Below are 20307 nucleotides of genomic sequence, written 5' to 3'. Positions count from 1 at the left end.
GACGAGCAATGGCGGACGCACCCATCGACAAGATCAAGAAGGCGGTCGGCGGCGACCCGGCGAACGAGGCCATCAAGGCCGGCACGCTGCTGGTCACCCGCGGGCTGGGCACCGTCGCCATCGCGCTCATCGGCACGTTCTTCCTGCTCGACCAGCTCGGCGACCGCGGCCCCTGGCACGGCATGAACAGCGTGCAGAAGCTCGGCTTCGTGCTCGGCGCGGGCTTCATCTGGGCGGTCGTCGCGACCGGCGACGCCCTGGCGAGGGGCATCGCGGCCGGCCGTCCGGACGCGCTCGTCGCGCTGCCGCCGGGCCTGGTGGCCACCGTCACCGACGGCACCGACAGTCACGGCTGGCGGGTCGTCGGCGTGCGGCCCGCCGCGGGCGAGCCCGAGTTCCTCGTCGTCAAGGACGACGAGGTGCGCTGGCTGCCCGCGGGGAGGCTCGCCTTCCCCAACCCGGTGACGGTCGCCGTCACCCCGCCGTCACCGCAGCAGGCTCCCTGACCCCGGCGAGTGGTGGTGGTCGGCCGGCGCGCCGCACCAGTGCGCGAGCGCCTGCCGGATCGCGGCGGCCCTGCGGTCGGGCGCCGTCTCGTCGGTGGCCCACGCGACGTAGCCGTCGGGACGGACGAGCGCGGTCGTCCGCGTGGCGCCGCCCGCGACGTCGCAGTGCACGCGGTCGGCCCACTGCCGGGTGGCCAGATAGGTCACCGCCGGGTCGTTGGCCGCCACCACCAGCACGAACCGCCCCTCCCGCAGCGCCTCGTACAGCCGCGCCGGCTTGCCCGACAGCGGCACGTCCGGCGCCCGCCTGCCGATCAGCCGGTGCGCGCCGGGCGGCGCCGGGTAGGAGATCGCGATCCCGGAGACGGCGCGGGCCAGCCTGCGCGCCACCGGGCGGTAGCGGGTCGCCCCGCCGATCGCGGCCGTGCGCGCCGCCTTGAGCGCGGGGTGCTCCAGCAGCGCGCCGCGCAGCACGGCTCCGCTGCCGCGCAGCACCATCCGGCCCACCGGGTGCCGCTCCTCGTCGTAGGTGTCGAGCAGTCCCGGCTGCGCCCAGCCGCGCAGCTCGGCGGCGAGCTTCCAGCCGAGGTTGGCGGCGTCCTGGAGGCCGGTGTTCATGCCCTGCCCGCCCGCGGGCGAGTGCACGTGGGCCGCGTCCCCCGCGAGGAAGACCCGGCCGGCCCGGTAGCGCGGCACCTGGCGCTCGTCGCTGTGGAAGCGCGACGTCCAGCGCGCGTCGTGCATGCCGTGGTCGACGCCGAGGGCACGGCGCGCCACGTCGCGGACCTCGTCCATGTCGACCGGCTCGGTGTCGGGCACCTGGTGGTGGCGGTTCCAGGCGATGACCCGGTACCAGCCGTCGCCGAACGGCGCGATGAAGGCGAACGCGTCACCGGTCGCGCCGACCGTCAGCACCTCGCGCGGCGCCTCGGCGAGCCTGACGTCGGCGAGCATCACCGACCGGATGGCCGAGTTGCCGGGGAACGGCAGCCCGAGCTCCTCCCGCACGACGCTGCCCACGCCGTCGGTGCCGACGGCGTACGCCGCGCGCCGGGTCTCGGTGCCGCCGCCGGAGTGCCGCACGTCGACCTCGACCCCGTCGGCGTCCTGCCGGAGCGCGGTCACCTCGGCCCCGCGCACGATCTCGGCCCCGGCGGCGAGGGCCCGCTCCTCCAGCACCCGCTCGGTCTCGTACTGCGGGGTGATCAGCACGTACGGGAAGCGGCCCGGCAGCCGCCGGAGGTCCAGGGTGGCCCGGCCGAAGAGGCTGAGCCGCCCGACCCGCTGCCCGGTCGCGACCAGCGCGTCGGCGACGCCGCGCGCGTCGAGCATCTCCAGGGTGCGCGCGTGCACCGCGAACGCCCTGGTCAGGTTGCTCTCACTCGCGCGCCGCTCCAGCACCGCGCAGGGCACGCCCGCACGGGCGAGGTCTCCGGCCAGGAGCAGCCCGGTCGGCCCCGCCCCCACGATCAGCACGTTCCCGGTGGCAGGCATCCCGCCCTCCGATCTGGATCAGGGTTCGAAGGCGGCCATTCCCTCGCTCCGTTGGATATGCACATCTTCACCGGAATCGGCGCGCTTGGCGATGCGCAGCACCGGGTGTCGGACCGAAACCCCCACCCGGGAGCGGAGCGGGCACGGGGGGTGATCAGCCTTGGACTCGGTGGGTGTGGCCGGCCCACTCCTTCTCGCGGAGCTGGAACTTCTGGATCTTGCCGGTGGAGGTCTTGGGGAGCTCGGTGACGAACTCGATGTGGTCGGGCACCTTGAAGCGGGCCAGGCGTTCGCGCACGTGGTCCTTGAGCTCGTCCTCGCCGGCCGAGGCGTCGGGGCGCAGGATGACGAACGCCTTGGGGCGCTCGCCCCACTTGCCGTCCGGAACGGCCACCACGGCGACCTCCAGGACGGCCGGGTGCGAGTCGATCGCTCGCTCGACCTCGACCGTCGAGATGTTCTCGCCGCCCGAGACGATGATGTCCTTGGACCGGTCGCGCAGCTCGACGTACCCGTCCGAGTGCTGGACGCCGAGGTCGCCGGAGTGGAACCAGCCGCCGCGGAACGCCTTGGCCGTGGCCTCCTCGTCGCGGTAGTAGCCGGCCATGACGTTGTTGCCGCGCATGACGATCTCACCGAGCGTCTCGCCGTCGCGGGGCACGTCGCGGTCGTCGGCGTCCACCACGCGCAGGCCGTCGGTCTGGAGCATGCCGACTCCCTGGCGGGCCAGCAGGCGGGCGCGGTCGGCGGGTTCGAGGCCGGGCCAGGCGGGCTGCGGCTCGCAGACCGAGTACGGGCCGTAGGTCTCGGTCAGGCCGTACACGTGGACGATCCGCGCGCCGAGCCCCTCCATCTGGCCGATGATCGTCGGGCTCGGCGGGGCGCCCGCCGTGGTCACCACCAGCGGCCGGTCCAGCGGGTGCGCCTGCGGCGCGTTCGCGATGGTCACCAGGACGGTCGGCGCCCCGTTCAGATGGGTGACGCCCTCCTCGTCGATCAGCCGCCAGACGTCTCCGGCGTCGACGGCGCGCAGGCAGACCTGGGTGCCGCCGATCGCGGCGAGCGCCCACCCGGTGCACCAGCCGTTGCAGTGGAACATCGGCAGCGTCCACAGGTAGACGCTGTCGGGCGTGTGCCGTGAGTGCGTCACCTCGCCGAGCGCGTTGAGGTAGGCGCCGCGGTGGGTGTAGGTGACGCCCTTGGGGCGGCCGGTGGTGCCGGACGTGTAGTTGATCGAGATGATCGCGTTCTCGTCGGCGACCTCCCAGGGCAGCGGCTCGTCCGAGCCGCGGGCCAGCAGGTCGGTGTAGGAGATCCCGCCCACGGCGGGGTCGGGCGCCGCGCCGGACGCGGGGTCGGTGACGGTCACGATCTCCCGGACGGTGGCCAGGCCGCCGATCAGCGGCGCCACGACCGGGTGCAGCGCGGAGTCGACCACCAGCACCTCGGCACCGCTGTGGTCGAGGATGTAGCGGACCTCCTCGGCGGCGAGCCGGGTATTGATCGCGACGAGGACGGCGCCCGCGAGCGGCACGGCGAACTGGCCCGCGAGCGTCTCGGGCAGGTTCGGCGCCAGGTAGGCGACCCGGTCCCCCGGCCGGACGCCGAGCGCCCTGAGCCCGTTGGCGACCCGGGTGACCTCGCCGGCGAACGTGGCGTACGACTCGCCGCGGTCGCCGTACACGACCGCGGTCTTGGCCGGGAACACCTCGGCCGATCGTTTCAGGAACGACAGCGGGGTGAGCGGGGTGTAGCCGGGGCCGGGCTCCATCGGTCCTCCAGAGGTCGTTCGCGCCGGTGCATGACCTCTCCGAACGCTAGAACAACCGGGCGTGGAAAGGCCACGAACCCGCCCCCGCAAGCGGGGCGGGTCGGATGTGCCCGTCCGGGATCGGGCCTGGTCAGGACACGGCGCGCCGGGACTCCAGGCCGAGCTTGATGTGGTAGCGGTCGGCCCGGTAGGTGGCCATGGCCACCTCGACGCAGACCCCGCGGCTGAACGTGCGCTGCCGCAGGAAGAAGACCGCGGTGCCCGGCTCGATGCCGAGCAGCCGCGCGTCCTCGGGGCCGACCGGCCCGGCCTCGATGACCTGTTCCCCCGCGTCCAGCACGATGCCGTACTCGGTCTCCAGCACCCCGAACAGCGACGCGCCCGGCGCCCGGCGCTGCGGGAGGTCGGGCGCGACCGCGGCGAGGACGTGCGAACGTTCCACCGCCATCGGCTCGCCGTCGGCCAGCCGCAGCCGTTCGAGGAGGTGCACGGCGGTGCCGGGGTCGACCTCGAACCGCCGGGCCAGCACCACGTCGGCGTCGAACGTGCGGGTGCCCAGGTCGACGCTGCCGGGCCGCAGCCCGCGCGCCAGCATGTCCTCGGTGAACGAGACCAGCTCCTTGGGCATCTGCACCTTCGGCCGCGCGACGAAGGTGCCCTTGCCCGGGATGCGGCGCAGCCGGTCCTCGGCCACCAGCTGGTCGACCGCCTGCCGCACCGTCATCCGCGACACGCCGAAGCGGCGGCACAACTCCCGCTCAGACGGGACGGGCGCGTCGACCGGCAGCCGTTCCTCCTCGATCATGCCGAGCAGGATCGCGCGAAGCTGGAGATACTTCGGCAACGGGGCCGCAGGATCAATCACTCCTCATACATATCCGATTCAGGCGGAGGCGTCGTTGAGCACGGCGACCTGCTCGGCGGTCAGCCGCACGTCGTCGATGGCCAGGAGCGGACCGAGCTGCGCCACGGTGCGCGCGCTGGCGATCGGCGCCGCGACGGTCGGCTGCGCGGCCAGCCAGGCCAGCGCCACCGTCGCGACCTCGGCGTTCTGGTCTGCGGCGACCCGGTCCAGTGCGGTGAGCACCTTCTGCCCGCGCTCGCTCGCCAGGTACTCGGCCGCCTTGGCCGCCCGCGCGCTGTCGACGGTCTGGCCTGGCCGGTACTTGCCGGTAAGGAACCCCGACGCGAGCGCGTAGTACGGGAGCGCGGCGAGCCCGCCCGTCTTCACGGCGTCGGCGAGCTCGCCCTCGTAGGCGTCCCGCGACACCAGGTTGTAGTGCGGCTGGAACACCGAGTAGCGGGCGATCCCCGCCTCCTCGGAGTGGGCGAGGGACTCGGCCAGCCGGGCGGGGGTGAAGTTGGAGGCGCCGATGTGGCGGACCTTGCCCTCGCGGACGAGCTCGTCGAGCGCGCCGAGGGTCTCGGCCACCGGGGTCTCGGGGTCGTCGAAGTGCGCGTAGTAGAGGTCGATGCGGTCGGTTCCGAGCCTGCGCAGCGACGCCTCGGCGGCCCGCTTGACCGTGTCCGCCTTGAGCCCGCGGAACCGCGGATGCGCCCCCGCCTTGGTGGCGATCACGATGTCGTCGCGGTTGCCGCGCGCCCTGACCCACTCGCCGATGATCGTCTCGGACTCGCCGCCCGAGTTGCCGTCCACCCAGGCGGAGTAGGCGTCCGCGCTGTCGACGGCGTTGCCGCCCGCCTCGTGGTAGGCGTCGAGGACGGCGAACGAGGCGTCCTTGTCCGCCGTCCAGCCGAACACGTTCCCGCCCAGCACGAAGCGGCGTACTTCCAGGTCGGTGTCACCGATGCGTCCCATACAGCGAGCCAACCAGAACGCCCGGGCACGCTATTCCTAGATCTTCGATCTTTTGACTTCCGTGACCCGGCGTACGTCAGTTCACGTCCCAGACGAGGTCGAGGCGTTCGGGCGACCGGTGGATCATCGTCGGCAGCATGGTCACCCGGGACCCGGGGTCGAGGCGGAGGCCCGGCAGCCGGCGGCTGAGCGTCTCCAGCGTGATGCGGACCTGCTCGCGCCCCAGCTGGGCGCCGGGGCAGGCGTGCACGCCGTGGCCGAACGCCAGGTGGCGGGACGGGGGCCGGTCGATGTCGAACTCGTCGGGCCGCTCGTGGACCTCGGGGTCGCGGTTGGCGGCGGCGAACGCGACGAAGATCTCGGCGCCCGCCGGCAGCTCGGTGCCCGCCAGCGTCGCCGGCCGGGTGGTGACGCGGCGGAACCCCTGCACGACGGTGTCGTGCCGCGCCACCTCCTCGACCGCCGCCGGGACGACCTCGGGGTGCGCGCAGAGCCGTTCCCACCGGTCACGGTGGCGGAGAAGCCGCAGGACGGTGGTGCCGATGAGCGCCGCGGTCGTGAGGTGCCCGGCGATCACCAGGTTCTGCAGGTTGGCCACCACCTGGCCGCGCTGGTCGGGGTCGAGGTCGCCGGAGCCGGGCGCGATGCCCTGCACGATCTCCGAGATGAGGTCGTCGCGCGGCTCGATGCGGCGCGCGTGCGCGTAGGCGTCCAGCAGGTGCTGCAGCCTGACGACGTCGCGGGCCGCCGCGACCTGCTCGTCGACGTCCAGCGGGCGGAAGAGCAGCCGCTCGGCCTGCCGCCCGCCGTGCACCGCCGTCCGCGCGTCGGCCGGGTCGAGCCCGAGGAGGCGCCCGAGCACGTCGCCGGGCAGCCGCCGGGCGTACCGGGCCATCAGCTCGGCACGGCCGTCGGCGGCGAACTCGCCGACCAGCGACTCGGCGCGTTCGAGGATGAACGGCACCACGGCGGTGACCCGGGTGCCGGACAGGCCGCGGGTGAGCGGGGCGCGCAGGTCCAGGTGGGCCTCACCGTCGGCGGTGACCGCGACCGGCCCGCCGCTGATGCCCTTGGCCAGCTCGGCGAGTGCGGCCGGCGACGGCGCCGCGTCCGGGCGGATGGCGTTGGCGGACGAGTAGGTGTCGGGGTCGCTCAGCACGGCCCGGGCGTCGGCGTGCCGGGCGACCAGCCAGGCCCCGAGCTCGCGGACGAAGGTGACGCCGTCGGCCTCGCGGGCCCTGGCGTAAAGGGCATAGGGGTCACGCTGGAGAGCGTCGAGCGCTTCGAATGCGGTGTCCTCCACGATCGCCATGCTGACCCAGAACACGGTGCCGGGAAAGGCCCCCGGCGGCTCGCCCGCGGCTCACCTGAGCCTCACCCCGCCCCGGGTCCGGCGAGGCCGTGCAGGAGCAGGTCGGTGAGCATGTCGACGATCTCGTCGTCGGCCGCGTCCGGCCCCTTGCCGCCCGCGGTGAGCACGGCGTACCCGAACATCGAGACCATCGCGCCCATGGCGGCGCCCACCAGCACGGGATCGCCCGGCAGCCGGTGCCCGCGTTCGCGCAGCCAGTCCAGGTGGTCGCGGAACGTGCCGGTCTCGGCGACCATGCTCTGCCAGGCGCGCCCCGAGGCCGGGTTCTCCGCGATGGTCGCCTGCATCTGGGCCACGACCACCGGCAGGTTGTCGCGCAGGACGTGCCACGTGACCGCGATGTGGTCGCGCAGCTGGGCCCGGTCGGTCAGGTCGTGGTCGCGCGGATGGCCGGCCGCCTCGATCTCCTCGTCGGCCTGGCCCTCCATGTCGGCCATCAGGGCCTGGAGCAGCTCCTCCTTGCTCGCGAAGTGGTCGTAGAACGAGCCGGTCGCCCGCCCCGCCTCGGCCGTGATGTCAGTGATCTTGGTGTTGAGGTAGCCGCGCTCCATGAACAGGCGGCGGGCGGCGTCCTTGAGCACGGCCTGGGTCTCGGCCGCCTTCGCCTTCCGCACTCCCCCGGTCCGGGCTCCCGCTTGACGTGCGTTCACGGCCGACATCATACTGAACGCGAATTCGCCGAATATTGATTCGGTGAATGTCGATTCAGGAGGATGCCATGCAGGTCATCGTGGTGGGCGGCGGAGTGGCCGGGACGACGACCGCCATCGCGCTGCGGCGCGCCGGCGCGGAGGTGACGGTGTACGAGGCGTACGCCGACCCCGCCGGCCGGGTCGGCTCGTTCGTCAGCCTGGCCACCAACGGGCTCAAGGCCCTCCGGGCGCTCGGCTGCGAGCGGGAGGTCCGCGCGGCCGGCTTCGACGTGGCGCGGCAGCGGTTGTGGTCCGGGACGGGACGCCTGCTCGGCGACATGCCCCGCGGGCGCCTGACGTCCGAGCCGATGCGGAGCGTCACCCTGATGCGCGGCCGGCTCGTCGAGGTCCTGCGCGCCAAGGCGATCGAGGCCGGGGCGCGGATCGTGACGGGTGAACGCCTGGTGGACGCGACCACGACGGGCGACCGGGTGCGGGCCGCGTTCGCGAGCGGGCTCACCGCCGAGGCGGACCTGCTGGTCGGCGCCGACGGCATCTGGTCGGCGACCCGCCGCGCCCTGGATCCCGGCGCGCCCGAGCCCGCGTACGCGGGGATCTACACCGCCTCGGGCGTCGCGCGCGGCGTGGACGTCGAGGCCGGCACGTTCAACATGGTGTTCGGCCGCAACGGCGCGTTCGCCTACATCGGCGCCCCGGACGGCGACGTCTGGTGGGCGGCGCAGGTCGCCTCCCCCGCGGAACCCGGCGACCTGGAGGCGGTGAGCCTGGAGGCACTCAAGGGCCTCTACCGGCGGGAAGAGGTGCCCGCGGCCCTGCTGGAGGCCTCCACGGCCCTGGACCACTCGACGCTGACGCACGTCCTCGCCGAGGTGGCCGTCTGGCACGACGACCGGATCGTCCTCGTCGGCGACGCCGGGCACCCGGTGGGCGCGGGCCAGGGCGCCTCGATGGCGATCGAGGACGCGGTGGTGCTGGCACGTTCGCTGGAGGACGCCGGCGGTGTCCCCGGCGGCGTTCCGGCGGCGCTCGCCGCCTACGACCGGGCCCGCCGCAGGCGCGTCGCCAAGATGGTCAGGTCGGCGGCGTCCAACCGGGACGCCAAGACCGCCGGCCCGGTCTCGCGCCGCGCCCGCGACCTCGTCATGCCCGTGATGACCAGGCTCTTCTACGAGCGCGCCACCACCTGGCTCTTCACCCACGACGTGGCCGCGGGCTGGGAGCCGGGGGCGGCGGAGACGCGAACGGCGGGGACGGGCGAGGCGGCGGGCGAGGCGGCGGGGGCGGGCGTCAGACCTCTCGGCTGACCAGGTCGAGGCCGAGCGCGCGGAACTGCTCGACCGGCCGGTGGTAACCGCGTTCGATGTGGTGCACGCCGCGCAGCGTGGAGGGGCCGTTGGCCACCGCGGCGGCGAGCACCGCGGAGAACCCGGCCCGGATGTCGGGCATGGTGACGTCGCCGCCGCGCAGCTTGGAGATGCCGCGCACGACCGCCGAGTGCTTGGCGCCGGTGTCGTGGTAGCGGCAGGCCGGGCCGCCCAGGCAGGTGTCGTACACCTCGATCTCGGCGCCCATGCTCTGCAGCGCGGGCACGTAGGCCAGCCGGTTCTCGTAGACGGTCTCGTGCAGCACCGACATCCCGTCGGCCTGGGTGAACAGCACCATCAGCGGCGTCTGCCAGTCGGTGGCGAACCCGGGATGGGTGTCGGTCTGCACCGCGGCGGGCGACAGCAGGTCCGGCGCCGACGCCATGATCCAGTCGTCGGTGATCTCGAACCTGGCGCCCATCCGGGCGAGCGTGGTGATCGGGGTCACCAGGCGGTCCTGCGGGCAGCCGTGCACCCGCACCTCGCCGCCGGTGACCAGGCCCGCCACCAGGTAGGAGAACGCCTCGATGCGGTCCCCGGCCAGCCGCGTCTGCGCGCCGGTGAGCTCGTCGACACCCTCGACGACGATGCGCCGGTCCGGGCTGAAGGAGATGCCCGCGCCCATGCGCTGGAGGAACAGCGCCAGCTCGATGATCTCCGGCTCGGTGGCGGCGTTGCGGATCACCGTCTTGCCCTCGGCCAGCACGGCGGCCAGCAGCACCGTCTCGGTGGCGCCGACGCTGGGGTAGGGCAGGTTGATCCGGGTGCCGCGCAGCCGCTTGGCGCGGGCGTGGATGCCGTCCGCGGCGATCTCCACCTCGGCGCCGAACGCGCGCAGCGCGTCGACGTGGAAGTCGACCGGGCGGCGGCCGATCGGGTCGCCGCCGACCAGCGGCACGAACGCCTCGCCCGCCAGGTGCAGGAGCGGGCCGAGCATCAGGATCGGGATGCGGTTGAGCCCGGTGAACGCCTTGGCGACGCTCGGGTCGGTGACCGCTCCCGGATCGACGGTGATCTCTCCGCCGGAACGTTCGACGGTCATGCCGACGTGTTCCAGCATCGCGGCGGTGATGCCCACCTCGCCGACGTCGGGGGCGTTGCGAATGGTGCTCGGGCCCCCGCCGAGCATCGCCGCCACCATATGCTTACTGACGGCGTTCTTGGCGCCGCGGACGGTGACGTCCCCGCGCAGCGGTCCGGACGGTTCGATCTGCCACAACTTCTCGGTCACCCGTGCAGCCTACGACCCGAACCGGATTCGTCCGGCGTACGTCTCATTCTTGTCGCCGACATTTCGGACGGGAGATCCCCATGGAGCGTGCCCTGCCCCTCGCCGACGAGTTCCTGCTGCTCGCCCTCCGGGAGAGCAACGGGCGCCTCCTCGTCGACTCCGTCACGGTCCGTGCCGGGCTGGGCGGCGCGTTCCTCGCCGAGCTGGCGGCGGCGGGCCGGATCGCGTTCGACGGCGAGCGCGTCCTCGCCCGCGACCTCAACCCGGTCGACGACCCCGACCTCGACTCGATGCTCGGCCGGATCGCCGGTGAGACCAGGCCGCACCGGCCGGACTGGTGGATCGCCCGGCTGGTGGGCAGCGACCTGGTCAAGCGCCGGCTGGCGCGACTGACCGCGAGCGGCGTCCTGGACGCCGAGGCGTTCCGGATCCTCGGGATCATTCCCCGCACGCGCCACTCCCAGCGCGACGCCGACCCCGAGCAGGAGATCCGCGCCCGGCTGCGCGCGGCGCTCACCACCGGGCAGGCCGACGAGCGCACCGCCTGCCTGCTCGCCCTCGCGCACGCCGCCGGCCTGACCGCGCGCCTGTCCGGGCTCACCGGGAAGGCCCTGAACGCCCAGGTCGAAACGATCACCCGGCATGACTGGGCCGGCCGGGCGGCCGACCGGGTGATCACCTCGGCGGCGCTCGGCTCCCTCATCGCGACATGATCCGCCCGTGGAAGGAACGATGAACGACACCCTCCCCCTCGCCGACGAACTCCTGCTGCTGGCCCTGCGCGAGGCGGACGGCAAGCAGCTGATCGACACGGCCCGGCTCAACGCCGGGCTCGGCGGCGCGGTGCTCGCGGAGCTGGCGCTGGCCGGCCGGGTCCGCCTGGACGGTCGCCGGCTCGCGGTCGGTGACGCCGCTCCCCACGGGGAGCCCGACCTCGACGCCGCGCTCGCCCGCGTCGCGGCCGACCGCAAGCCGCGCAAGCCCGAATACTGGGTGCAGAAGCTCGGCAGGAGCGACCTGCGCAAGCGCCGCCTGGAGGGCCTGGCCGAGCGCGGCGTGCTCACCACCGAGGACCACAAGGCGCTGGGGCTCTTCTCCTACCGCCGCTACCCCGAGCAGGACTCCGCGCCCGAGACCGAGATCCGCGGCAGGCTCCAGAACGCGCTGGACGGCGGGGCGACCGACGACCGGACGATCACGCTGCTGGCCATCACCCACGCCTGCGGCCTGGACCGCAAGATCTTCCCTGGCGTTCCGAAGAAGGACCTCAAGCGGCGGATCGAGAAGCTCGCCGCGGACGACTGGGCGGGCGCCGCGGTCACCAAGGTGATCGTCCAGGCGGTGTCGGCCGCGGTCGTCGCCGCCACCGTCGCGGCGACCGCCGCGTCCGGCGGCTAAGGCGTCCGGGAGCCGGGCCGGGACGCCGGGAAGCGGTAGCGCAGGATCCTGGCGCTGCGCGAGAGCACGGCGCTGCGCCCGGCCAGGCGCGTCGCGGCACGGAGGACCGGCGGGAAGAGCGCGACCTCGGGAACATGGGCGAGGCTGGTCTCCTCGACGAGCCGCAGCCGCGGGTCCCAGTGCTCCGGCTCGTGCGGGTCGGCGAACGGCGCCGACCGCGTCAGAGCGGCGATCCCCCTGGTCGACGGCGACCACCTCGCCAGGCCGACCAGGCTCGGGTGGTAACCGTTGAAGGCCAGCTCCCCGCGGCCGAAATGGCCGGTCAGGCGGCGGAACAACGTCTCGATCTCGTCCTGCGCGAGGAACGGCAGCAGCCCGTCGGCGACGAGCATGGCCGGACGGTCGCCGGGGACCTCCTCCAGCCACGCCGGGTCGGTGAGCGACCCGCCGACCGCCCGCGCCTGCGGATGCCCGGGCAGCAGGCGTTCCCGGGCCTCGGCGACCGCGGGCAGGTCCACGTCGAACCAGGCAACGGACGCGGGCGGCAGCACCCGGAAGATCCGGGCGTCCAGGCCGGCCCCGAGGTCCACGACGACCGCGTCCGGGCGGGTGGTCACGAAGTCGCGGACCGCCGCGTCGAGATGCCGCGCCCGGGTGGCCACCTGGACGACGACGCTCGTCCCGACCCTGAGCCGCCGGAAGTCGAAGTCGATCTTCCGCACGGTCTCCAGTGCCGTGGGATCGCCCAGGATCGGACGGCGGGCGACGCTGTCCAGCGCACGCCCGGCGAGCGTCTCGTACAGGGTGGCCTCGACCGGCGAGAACGCCGTGCGCACCTTGGTCTCCATGGCACCGGTGATACCCCCGCCCGGCCGGGAGACCCCTGGTCGCCGCCAGGAAACCCCTGGTCAGTCGCCATGGCGTCCCCACTCGACGGCGTGGTCGGACCCGGGGGCGTGGAAGGCCAGGGCCTTCTCGGCCTCGGCCTCCAGGGGGTCGCGCCGGTCCCGCGGCAGGGCGGCGAAGGGCTTGATGGTGAGCGTGGCCCGGGTGTGCCTGCGGTCGGTGTCGAGGGTCCAGGTGCCCTGGATGAAGCCGTCGGACAGGAAGACCGGATAGTCGACGTTGGCGAGCCACACCGCCCGCGTCGCCTCGTCGCCGGCGATGCGCGCCCGGTCCTTGTGGCCGATGAAGACGTTGTCGTACTCGGGCAGGAAACGCGGCGGGGCCGGGACGTCCGCGCCGGGGCGCGGCGCGTCCGGCAGGTCGAACAGCTCGACCCCGTTCTCGTCGCGGAAGACGGCCAGCTCGCCGCGGTGCCGGTCGACGACCTCGGCCAGCCGCGTCAGCCCGCACCACGTCTGAAGATCGCGGACGGAGGCGGGCCCGAACGCGGCGAAGTAGCGCATCACCAGGGCGTCGGGCGTGGCGTCGACGGCGAGCTCCTCGCCGAGCCAGTGCTGGAGCGTGGTGTGCCGGGCCAGGCCGCCCTGCTGCCACAGGCCGCGCGGCGGCACCTGCACCATGGCGAGCAGGTGCCGCGCGACCATGCCGAGGGCGGCGGGTTCGCTCTCCGGCCAGTCGGCGATGAGGATCTTGCCGATCTCACCGAACGTGAGCGGCTCCTCCTCGACGAGCGCGCGGGCGCGTTCGGCGGCGGCCTCGACGTCGACGGTGGCGAGCGGCCTGCCGAACGACGACTTCAGCATCCGCGTCAGGAGGATCTGGAAGAGGGGCCGCAGGGCGAGCGCGTCACGCGCGGTCACGGTGTGGATCGTCCCGCGCAGCAGGCCGAGCCGGACGAACTCGCGGCGTTCGAACCGCGCCGAGAAGGCCTCGGCGTCGAAGCCCTCCAGCCGCGACCACAACGCCGTGTAGTGGTTGTGCGGCACCTGCGCCTGGAGGCCGACGAGATGCTCCACCGCCTCCGCCGCGTCCATCCGCACCCGCCGCAGCAGCAGCTGGCGGTCGAGTGTGGCCCGGTTGAGCGCGCGCCGGCTCAGTACCTCTCCCATGCGCCTACCGTACGTGTCGGGCACATTCCGTTCCGGACATGGCCTGCATCGGCCGGGCGCGCGGGCGCCGGTAGTGTCCACGCTGTGCGGCTGCTGACGTTCAACACCTACTTCCGCCGGCCCGCGCGGCCGCGGCACCGGGTCCTGGCCGAACGTGTCGAGCGGGACGGCTACGACATCGTCTGCCTCCAGGAGTTCATGTTCCGCGGCAACCTCGGGCTCATCCGCGACCGACTCCCCCATCACGCCGTGCGCGGGGCGGTCCTGGTCGAGGGCGGCCTGGTCGTGCTCTCGCGGTGGCCGATCGCCGGTTCGCGCCTCACGCGGTTCCCGATGGCCGGGGGCCTGCGCGGGGAGTTCCTGATGCGCAAGGGCGCCCAGGTGGCGCGCATCAGGACGCCGGAGGGCGACCTGGCCGTGGTCAACACGCACCTGACCTACAACCGGAACGACGAATGGGGGCCGGGCAGCCGCTTCGGGCCGGTGCTCGACGGCGAGCTGCGCACGCTGGGCCGCGTCATCGGGGAGATCCCCGAGCACGTGCCGGTGGTGGTGATGGGCGACTTCAACATCGCCCGCGAGTCGCCGCTGCTCCGGGAGTTCGCGGCGCGGACGGGCCTGCGCGACCTCCTGGCGGGCGACGCGCGCCCTACCGTGTGGCCCGAGGAGGGCTACCCGGCGCGGCCGATCGACCACGTCTTCACCCGCGGGGCCGCCACGGGCACCGCCGACCTGGTGTTCACCCGGGAGGTGCGGCTCGCCGGCGGCCGCGCGGCCCGGCTGTCCGACCACTACGGCATCGCCACTGACCTTCACCTGGGATAAGGCATGATCTTGCCATGGACCTAGGGTTGCGCGGCAAGAAGGCGTTCGTCACCGGCGGTTCGGCCGGCCTCGGCCTCGGCATCGCGCAGGGGCTGCTGCGCGAGGGCGCGGAGGTGGCGGTCTGCGGGCGCGACCGGGACCGGCTGGAGGCGGCGGTCGTGTCCCTGCGGGCCGAGGGCCACGCGCACGGCGTGATCGCCGACGTCACCGACGCCGGCGCGCTCGGCCGGGCGGTGGACGCGAGCGTGGCGGCGCTGGGCGGCCTCGACCTGCTCGTCGCCAACGCCGGCGGCGCCGCGGGCGGCGGCCTGCTCGACTCCACGCCCGACGACTGGGCGCACACGTTCTCGCTGAACGTCCTGCACGCCGCCCACGCCGTCCGGTGCGCGGTGCCCCACATGGAGCGGCAGGGCGGCGGCGCGGTGCTCATCATCGCGTCGATCACCGGCTGGAAGCCCGGCCCCACGTCCTCGTACGCCGCGGCGAAGGCCGCCGAGATCCACCTGGCGGCCACGCTCGCGCAGGAGCTCGGGCCGCGCGGCATCCGGGTCAACGCGCTCAGCCCCGGTTCGGTGCTGTTCGAGGGCGGGGGCTGGGAGCGGTTCGGCGAGCGGCATCCCGAACGGCTCGCCGCGTTCGCCCGGGACGACTTCCCGGCCGGGCGGCTGGTCACCCTGGACGAGGTCCGCGACGTGGCGTGCTTCCTGCTGTCGGGGCGGGCGAGCGGCGTCAACGGCGCCGACGTCCGTGTGGACGGCGCGCAGGACCATCCCAGCGCGGGCCGCTTCTTCCCGTGAGGCAGGGACCGGGCACGGGGCGGCGCGGGTCAGCTCCCGGACGTCCGGAGCGCCCCGATGGCGGCGGCGAGGGACCGCGACAGGTCGACCGTCACCGGGTCGGCGCCGCCGGTCGCGGTCGGGCTCGGCGTGTCGGTGGTGTAGCCGAACGCCAGGCCGAGGTCCGGATCGGCGTAGGCGAGCGCGCCGTTGGCGCCGGAGTGCCCGAACGCCCCCGGCCCGCCGGTCGGCACGAGCGACTCGAAGACCATGGCGTAGCTGGTCGGAAAGGGCAGCACCAGATCCTGCCCCGCCACCTGGACCTCGGCGACGCCGCGGCGGATCTCGGGAGTGAGCAGCGGCGGCCGCCCGTCGACCTCCTGGGTGGCGACCGCGTACATCCGGGCCAGCCCCCGCGCGCTGCCGAAGCCGCCGATCGAGGCGATCCCGGCCGCGCGGAACGAGCGCAGGTCGAGCAGGTTGCGGCGTTCGGTGGTGCCGTTGGCGATGTTCATCGCCTGGAGGAACAGCGGCGACGCCTCGGACGACGACGGGCCGTCACCGCCGATGCCGATGGGCAGGCTCGGCACCACGCGCGGCTCCTCGCTGGCGGGGAGCCCGATGAAGAAGTCCACGCCGTACGGCTCGGCGACCTCGCGGCGGAAGTACTCGCCGAGGGGCAGCCCGGTCACCCGCAGGCAGAGCTCGTTCAGCAGCGTTCCGATCGTGAGGGCGTGGTAGCCGTGCCCGCTGCCCGGCTCCCAGAACGGCCGCTGCGCCGCGAGCCGTTCGGCCAGCGAGGCGTGGCCGGTGAACTCGTCGAGCGTGTAGCCGCCGTCGACGTTGATCAGCCCCGCCTGGTGGGACGCCAGCGCCCGGACCGTGACCGACTCCTTCCCGGCGGCGGCGAACTCGGGCCAGTAGCCGGCCACGGGCGCGTCGGGATCCACCAGCCCGCGCTGGATGAGCAGGGCGAGCACGAGGCCCGCCGCGCCCTTCGTGGCCGAGTACACGCCCTGGATGCTGTCGGCCCGGTAGGTGGGACCGGTCCACAGGTCGACGACGCGTTCCCCGCCGACGTAGGCCGCGAGCGCCGCGTTGACGCCGGGCCGGCGCGCCGCGATCTCGGTGAAGAGGTCCCGGACCGGCTCGAAGCCGCGCCGCACGATCTGCTCCGTCATAGGGCCCACGCTAGAACTCGAACCACGGTTCATGTCCAGCGGCGCCCCCGGCGCCGATGATTTCCGGCCGTTCCGCAAGTCCTCCCTCCAGAACGCCTTTCCGAGAGGACCGACGATGAGCGATATCCAGAAGCAGGTGCAGCGGGCGATCGACCGGCTGGTCGAGGCGGGCACCGAACAGGGCCTGCAGGTGTCGGTGTACCACCGCGGCGAGCCGGTGGTGGAGGCCGTCGCGGGCGTCGCCGACCAGGCCACAGGCCGTGCGGTGACGCCGGGCACCGTCTTCTACAACTACTCGGTCGGCAAGTCCGCGACGTCCGCGGTCGTGCACGTCCTCGCCGAACGCGGCGACCTCTCCTACGGCACCCGCGTCGCCGAGGTGTGGCCGGAGTTCGCGGCGCACGGCAAGGACAAGGTCACCGTGCGGCAAGTACTTGATCACTCGGCCGGGGTGCCCGGTATTCCCCTGGACACGACGGTCGAGGACCTCTGCGACTGGGACAGGATGACCGCCGCGGCGGCCGCCGCCGAACCCTGGTGGGAGCCGGGCGCCAAGACCGGCTACCACGCCTACACGTTCGGCTACATCCTGGGCGAGGTCGTGCGCCGCGTGACGGGCAGGCCCATCTCGCAGGTGCTGCGCGAGGACGTCGCCGGGCCGCTGGGCATCGCCGACGAGATCTACTTCGGCATGCCCGAGTCCGAGCACGGCCGGCTCGCCACGCTGGTGGAGCCCGCCGTGCCCGAGGGCGAGGCGGCCCCCGACGAATGGCCCGAGATGCCCGCGGACCTGCCCATGTTCCGCGCCGGGCCGATCGAGACGTTCCCGAACGCCGCGTTCGGCAACCGCACCGACACCCTGGCCGCCGACATCCCCGCGGGCGGCAAGACCTCGGCACGCGCCATGGCCCGCCTGTACGCGGCGCTGCTCGGCGAGGTGGACGGGGTGCGGCTGATCTCGCCGGAGCGGCTGCGCGAGGTGACGGAGGTGTCGATCAGCGGGACGGACGAGGTGTTCGGCAACCCGGCGAAGTGGGGCCTGGGCTACGCCCTCGGGTTCTCCCTGGACGAGGAGCTGGACGTCCCGACCGCCTTCGGCATGGGCGGCGTGGGCGGCGCCTACGCGTTCGGCGACACCGCGAGCGGCGTGGCCTTCGCGGTGACCAAGAACACGGTGAGCCCGGACTTCACCACGTCCACCGAGCTGGCGCGCCTGATCACGAGGGCCCTGTCCACCTCGTGACCGGATCTTGGCATGATCGGACACGATGAGCACTCCACCCACCGGCGACGACGCCACCGGCAACGAACGCCTCGAAGCGTTCGGCGACCAACTGATCGAAGTCCACGACTGGCTCCGGGAGGAGCTGGCCCGCCTCCAGGACGGCGTCGGCGCCTATCTGGACGGCACGGGAGCGCGCCCGCGCGAGCTGCGGGCGCACTGCCTCACGTTCTGCTCGGCGCTGGAACGGCACCACACCGGCGAGGACGGCACGGCGTTCCCCGCCCTGGCCGAACGGTTCCCCGAGCTGCGACCGGTGATCGAGAAACTGGTGCAGGACCACGACCTGATCTCCGGCATCCTGCACAGGATCGAGGAGCTGGTCGGCGGGCTGGAGGCGGCGCGCGAGCTCGGCGAGGCCGAGGCGGCGAAGGTCCGCGGCGAGCTCGACGGCCTCGCCGCCATCATGGAGTCGCACTTCACGTTCGAGGAACGCCAGATCGTGGCCGCGCTCAACGACCTGCGCGACCCCGGCTGGACGTCCTCACCGCCCGGTTTCCTCCTCGGCGGCGAGCAGCGGTAGACCCGGGAGCGGCGGCGCCTGCGCGCCGCCGCTCTCCAGCGGGTCGCGGCGGAACCTGCCCGGCGCCACCCCGAACTCGCGCTTGAACGCCCGCGCGAAGGCGAACTCGGAGACGTAGCCGGCCCGCGCCGCGACGGCGCGCAGCGGCAGGTCGGTGTCCCGCAGCAGCCGCCCGGCGATCGTCATCCGCCACCAGGTGAGGTACGCGAGCGGCGGCGAGCCCGCCATGCCCGTGAAGCGCCGCGCGAAAGCCGCCCGGGAGAGCCCCGCGTGCTCCGCCAGCGACCGCACCGTCCAGGGACGCTGCGGCTCCTCGTGGATCGCGCGGAGCGCCGCCGCCACCGCCGGGTCGCGCAACGCCGCGCCCCACCCGGAGGCGGCGCCGTCCGGACGGTCGTCGTACCAGGCCCGCACCATGTAGAGCAGCAGCAGGTCCAGCAGCGCGGGCAGCGCCGCGTCGCCGCCGAGGAGCGTGCCGCGGTCGAGCTCCCGGCCGAGCAGCTCGATCGCGCCCTGGAGGGACGGATGGCGGCCCACCCGGGCGCGCAGGTGCACCACGTCCGGAAGTTCCTCGAACAGCGGATGCGCCCGCGACTGATCCAGCCCGTACGCGCCGCAGAGCAGCTCCGCGTGCGCCGAGCCGTCCCGTCCCGTGTCGGCCAGCCCGTGGCCCAGCTCGCGCGGCAGGAACGCCACGTCGCCGACGTTCAGGACGATCGGGGCGCCGTCGGCGGGAAGCAGCAGGCACGACCCCTGGAGCACGACATGGAAGCCCGCGCCCTGCTGGGGGTCGAACCGGAGGTCCCAGGGCGCGTCGAGCGCGGTCCGCGAGGAGTGCGGCCGCCCGAGCCGCATCGCCGCGATCGCGTCACTGAGAACGTCCACGCATCGAGCGTACCGCCGCAGCCGCTGCCACGAGACGATCGGGTATGACACATGGACTGTCAGGCATAGGGAGTCTCGCCCAACCTCTCTAGCGTTGAGGGCATGAAGATCGCCGTTCATGGAGCAAGTGGGTTCACCGGGAGCCTGGCCGCCGCCGAGCTGGGCCGCCGCGGCATCCCGCCGATACTGGTCGGGCGCGACGAGCGCCGCCTGCGCCGCGTCGCCGGCACCGTCGGAGCCGCGGAGATCCGGGTCGCGCCGCTGGACGATCACGACGCGCTCACCGGCGCCCTCGCCGGCTGCGACGCCGTCGTCAACTGCGCCGGGCCGTTCACGTCGCTGGGCGAACCCGTCATCCGCGCCGCCATCGAGGCCGGCTGCCACTACGTCGACACCACCGGAGAGCAGCACTACGTCCACCGTGTCCTGAAGGACTTCCGGGACGTGGAGGGCATCACGATCGTCCCCGCCCTGGCGGACGACGGCGGGCCCGGAGATCTCATCGCCGCCCTCACCGCGAAGCATCTGGGCTCCTCCCCCGCCGACCTGCTCATCGCGGACCTGCGCCTCCCCGGCGCCACGTCCCGGGGAACGGCCCGGTCGATGGCCGCGGTCGGGTTCCTGGATCCCCTCGAATACGCCGGGGGAACGTGGAGCCCGGTGGCCGGAGGGACGCCGGGCACGATCACGGTGCCGGGTGAGCCCGGCGAGATCGCGGTGACGACCTTCGCCCTCCCCGGAGTGGCGCTGGCACCGAGGCACATCCCCGCCGGTCGTGTGCGCAGCGCCATCCGCACGGAGGTCGCCGGGCTCTTCGCGTCCCTCACCGAGGAGGTGGTGGAGAGCGTGCCGGAGATCCCCGACGAGAAGGACCTGCTCGCGGCCCGCTGGATGATGCTCGCGCGGGCCACCGACGACCGGGGCCGCCAGGCACAGGGCTGGGTCACCGGAGCCGACGCGTACCGGATGACCGCGGTGATCGCCGTCGAAGGTGCCCGGCGGCTCGCCGCCGGCGGAGCACCGTCCGGAGCCAGAACCCCCGCCGAAGCCTTCGATGCGGCCGGCTTCCTCGACTATCTGGAGCCCTTCGGGGTCACCTGGGACGTGACCGACCTCTGAAATGAGAAAGGCCCCGCCATTTCTGGCGGGGCCTTTCCCCTAACAAAGTGTCCGGCGGTGTCCTACTCTCCCACACAGTCTCCCGTGCAGTAC

At 73.6% G+C, this 20307-nt stretch carries 20 protein-coding genes; 9 read left to right on the top strand and 11 right to left on the bottom strand.

Going from position 1 to position 20307, the window contains the following annotated elements; all coding sequences use genetic code 11:
- Window positions 1-8: 8 nt before the first annotated feature.
- Window positions 9-506 carry a hypothetical protein gene (locus ABZ810_RS45000; protein ID WP_358414011.1) on the top strand — a complete coding sequence of 166 codons (498 nt, stop codon included), beginning with the start codon at window positions 9-11 and terminating at the stop codon, window positions 504-506.
- Here ABZ810_RS45000 and ABZ810_RS44995 read toward each other — a convergent pair.
- From ABZ810_RS44995 to ABZ810_RS44970, 6 genes are all read right to left on the bottom strand, one after another.
- Window positions 486-2000, bottom strand: a complete 1515-nt coding sequence (locus tag ABZ810_RS44995; RefSeq protein ID WP_358414008.1) for an FAD-dependent monooxygenase — start codon at window positions 1998-2000, stop codon at window positions 486-488. The two genes, ABZ810_RS45000 and ABZ810_RS44995, sit on opposite strands and share 21 nt — an antisense overlap.
- A gap of 154 nt (window positions 2001-2154) precedes the next feature.
- Window positions 2155-3771, bottom strand: coding sequence for a long-chain-fatty-acid--CoA ligase (locus ABZ810_RS44990; protein ID WP_358414005.1), 1617 nt, complete (start codon window positions 3769-3771; stop codon window positions 2155-2157).
- Window positions 3772-3901: 130 nt separating this feature from the next.
- Complete coding sequence (locus ABZ810_RS44985; RefSeq protein WP_358414002.1) at window positions 3902-4636, bottom strand: GntR family transcriptional regulator; 735 nt, start codon at window positions 4634-4636, stop codon at window positions 3902-3904.
- Between the two features lie 18 nt (window positions 4637-4654).
- Window positions 4655-5590: an aldo/keto reductase gene (locus ABZ810_RS44980; RefSeq protein WP_358413999.1), complete on the bottom strand. Its 936-nt coding sequence runs from the start codon at window positions 5588-5590 to the stop codon at window positions 4655-4657.
- Window positions 5591-5666: 76 nt separating this feature from the next.
- Entirely contained in the window at window positions 5667-6893 is a 1227-nt protein-coding gene (locus ABZ810_RS44975; protein ID WP_358413996.1) for a cytochrome P450, read from the bottom strand.
- 71 nt (window positions 6894-6964) lie between these two features.
- The gene (locus ABZ810_RS44970; RefSeq protein WP_358413993.1) at window positions 6965-7612 is read right to left on the bottom strand and encodes a TetR/AcrR family transcriptional regulator; all 648 of its coding nucleotides are present in this window, start codon (window positions 7610-7612) and stop codon (window positions 6965-6967) included.
- Window positions 7613-7680: 68 nt separating this feature from the next.
- On the opposite strand from ABZ810_RS44970, the gene ABZ810_RS44965 reads away from it, so the two are divergent.
- Window positions 7681-8919, top strand: a complete 1239-nt coding sequence (locus ABZ810_RS44965; protein ID WP_358413990.1) for an FAD-dependent oxidoreductase — start codon at window positions 7681-7683, stop codon at window positions 8917-8919.
- On the opposite strand, the gene murA is transcribed toward ABZ810_RS44965, so the two are convergent.
- Window positions 8903-10210, bottom strand: a complete 1308-nt coding sequence (gene murA, locus ABZ810_RS44960; protein ID WP_358413987.1) for a UDP-N-acetylglucosamine 1-carboxyvinyltransferase — start codon at window positions 10208-10210, stop codon at window positions 8903-8905. The two genes, ABZ810_RS44965 and murA, sit on opposite strands and share 17 nt — an antisense overlap.
- A gap of 80 nt (window positions 10211-10290) precedes the next feature.
- Between murA and ABZ810_RS44955 the strand changes: the two genes are divergently transcribed.
- Both ABZ810_RS44955 and ABZ810_RS44950 read left to right on the top strand, forming a co-directional pair.
- On the top strand, window positions 10291-10923 hold the full coding sequence (locus ABZ810_RS44955) for a GPP34 family phosphoprotein (protein ID WP_358413984.1): 633 nt from the start codon (window positions 10291-10293) through the stop codon (window positions 10921-10923).
- A gap of 19 nt (window positions 10924-10942) precedes the next feature.
- The gene (locus ABZ810_RS44950) at window positions 10943-11608 is read left to right on the top strand and encodes a GPP34 family phosphoprotein (RefSeq protein ID WP_358413981.1); all 666 of its coding nucleotides are present in this window, start codon (window positions 10943-10945) and stop codon (window positions 11606-11608) included.
- On the opposite strand, the gene ABZ810_RS44945 is transcribed toward ABZ810_RS44950, so the two are convergent.
- Window positions 11605-12456: a class I SAM-dependent methyltransferase gene (locus ABZ810_RS44945; protein ID WP_358413978.1), complete on the bottom strand. Its 852-nt coding sequence runs from the start codon at window positions 12454-12456 to the stop codon at window positions 11605-11607. The genes ABZ810_RS44950 and ABZ810_RS44945 overlap by 4 nt on opposite strands.
- 60 nt (window positions 12457-12516) lie before the next feature.
- Complete coding sequence (locus tag ABZ810_RS44940; protein WP_358413975.1) at window positions 12517-13623, bottom strand: winged helix DNA-binding domain-containing protein; 1107 nt, start codon at window positions 13621-13623, stop codon at window positions 12517-12519.
- A gap of 84 nt (window positions 13624-13707) precedes the next feature.
- Here ABZ810_RS44940 and ABZ810_RS44935 point away from each other — a divergent pair, with 84 nt between their 5' ends.
- Together ABZ810_RS44935 and ABZ810_RS44930 are read left to right on the top strand one after the other, a co-directional pair.
- On the top strand, window positions 13708-14448 hold the full coding sequence (locus ABZ810_RS44935; protein ID WP_358413972.1) for an endonuclease/exonuclease/phosphatase family protein: 741 nt from the start codon (window positions 13708-13710) through the stop codon (window positions 14446-14448).
- Window positions 14449-14462: 14 nt separating this feature from the next.
- Window positions 14463-15245: an SDR family oxidoreductase gene (locus tag ABZ810_RS44930; RefSeq protein WP_358413969.1), complete on the top strand. Its 783-nt coding sequence runs from the start codon at window positions 14463-14465 to the stop codon at window positions 15243-15245.
- A gap of 29 nt (window positions 15246-15274) precedes the next feature.
- Here ABZ810_RS44930 and ABZ810_RS44925 read toward each other — a convergent pair whose 3' ends face one another.
- Window positions 15275-16405 (bottom strand): serine hydrolase domain-containing protein, encoded by a 1131-nt coding sequence (locus ABZ810_RS44925; RefSeq protein ID WP_358413967.1) that lies wholly within the window; start codon window positions 16403-16405, stop codon window positions 15275-15277.
- A gap of 115 nt (window positions 16406-16520) precedes the next feature.
- Between ABZ810_RS44925 and ABZ810_RS44920 the strand changes: the two genes are divergently transcribed.
- Both ABZ810_RS44920 and ABZ810_RS44915 read left to right on the top strand, forming a co-directional pair.
- Window positions 16521-17648: a serine hydrolase domain-containing protein gene (locus ABZ810_RS44920; protein ID WP_358413964.1), complete on the top strand. Its 1128-nt coding sequence runs from the start codon at window positions 16521-16523 to the stop codon at window positions 17646-17648.
- Window positions 17649-17673: 25 nt separating this feature from the next.
- Entirely contained in the window at window positions 17674-18210 is a 537-nt protein-coding gene (locus ABZ810_RS44915) for a hemerythrin domain-containing protein (protein ID WP_358413961.1), read from the top strand.
- On the opposite strand, the gene ABZ810_RS44910 is transcribed toward ABZ810_RS44915, so the two are convergent.
- The gene (locus tag ABZ810_RS44910; RefSeq protein ID WP_358413958.1) at window positions 18172-19095 is read right to left on the bottom strand and encodes an AraC family transcriptional regulator; all 924 of its coding nucleotides are present in this window, start codon (window positions 19093-19095) and stop codon (window positions 18172-18174) included. The two genes, ABZ810_RS44915 and ABZ810_RS44910, sit on opposite strands and share 39 nt — an antisense overlap.
- A gap of 102 nt (window positions 19096-19197) precedes the next feature.
- On the opposite strand from ABZ810_RS44910, the gene ABZ810_RS44905 reads away from it, so the two are divergent.
- Window positions 19198-20214 (top strand): saccharopine dehydrogenase NADP-binding domain-containing protein, encoded by a 1017-nt coding sequence (locus ABZ810_RS44905; protein ID WP_358413955.1) that lies wholly within the window; start codon window positions 19198-19200, stop codon window positions 20212-20214.
- Window positions 20215-20307: the final 93 nt, after the last annotated feature.

It is taken from the genome of Spirillospora sp. NPDC047279, from assembly GCF_040643285.1.
Taxonomy (GTDB): domain Bacteria; phylum Actinomycetota; class Actinomycetes; order Streptosporangiales; family Streptosporangiaceae; genus Spirillospora.
The sequence above is the reverse complement of the archived record's forward strand: the minus strand, read 5'-3'. Positions and strand labels throughout refer to the sequence as shown.

Coding starts and splice junctions, on each gene's coding strand:
- ABZ810_RS45000 (WP_358414011.1), top strand. CDS start 9: ATGGCGGACGCACCCATCGACAAGATCAAGAAGGCGGTCGGCGGCGAC.
- ABZ810_RS44995 (WP_358414008.1), bottom strand. CDS start 2,000: ATGCCTGCCACCGGGAACGTGCTGATCGTGGGGGCGGGGCCGACCGGG.
- ABZ810_RS44990 (WP_358414005.1), bottom strand. CDS start 3,771: ATGGAGCCCGGCCCCGGCTACACCCCGCTCACCCCGCTGTCGTTCCTG.
- ABZ810_RS44980 (WP_358413999.1), bottom strand. CDS start 5,590: ATGGGACGCATCGGTGACACCGACCTGGAAGTACGCCGCTTCGTGCTG.
- ABZ810_RS44965 (WP_358413990.1), top strand. CDS start 7,681: ATGCAGGTCATCGTGGTGGGCGGCGGAGTGGCCGGGACGACGACCGCC.
- ABZ810_RS44955 (WP_358413984.1), top strand. CDS start 10,291: ATGGAGCGTGCCCTGCCCCTCGCCGACGAGTTCCTGCTGCTCGCCCTC.
- ABZ810_RS44950 (WP_358413981.1), top strand. CDS start 10,943: ATGAACGACACCCTCCCCCTCGCCGACGAACTCCTGCTGCTGGCCCTG.
- ABZ810_RS44945 (WP_358413978.1), bottom strand. CDS start 12,456: ATGGAGACCAAGGTGCGCACGGCGTTCTCGCCGGTCGAGGCCACCCTG.
- ABZ810_RS44940 (WP_358413975.1), bottom strand. CDS start 13,623: ATGGGAGAGGTACTGAGCCGGCGCGCGCTCAACCGGGCCACACTCGAC.
- ABZ810_RS44930 (WP_358413969.1), top strand. CDS start 14,463: ATGGACCTAGGGTTGCGCGGCAAGAAGGCGTTCGTCACCGGCGGTTCG.
- ABZ810_RS44925 (WP_358413967.1), bottom strand. CDS start 16,405: ATGACGGAGCAGATCGTGCGGCGCGGCTTCGAGCCGGTCCGGGACCTC.
- ABZ810_RS44920 (WP_358413964.1), top strand. CDS start 16,521: ATGAGCGATATCCAGAAGCAGGTGCAGCGGGCGATCGACCGGCTGGTC.
- ABZ810_RS44915 (WP_358413961.1), top strand. CDS start 17,674: ATGAGCACTCCACCCACCGGCGACGACGCCACCGGCAACGAACGCCTC.
- ABZ810_RS44905 (WP_358413955.1), top strand. CDS start 19,198: ATGAAGATCGCCGTTCATGGAGCAAGTGGGTTCACCGGGAGCCTGGCC.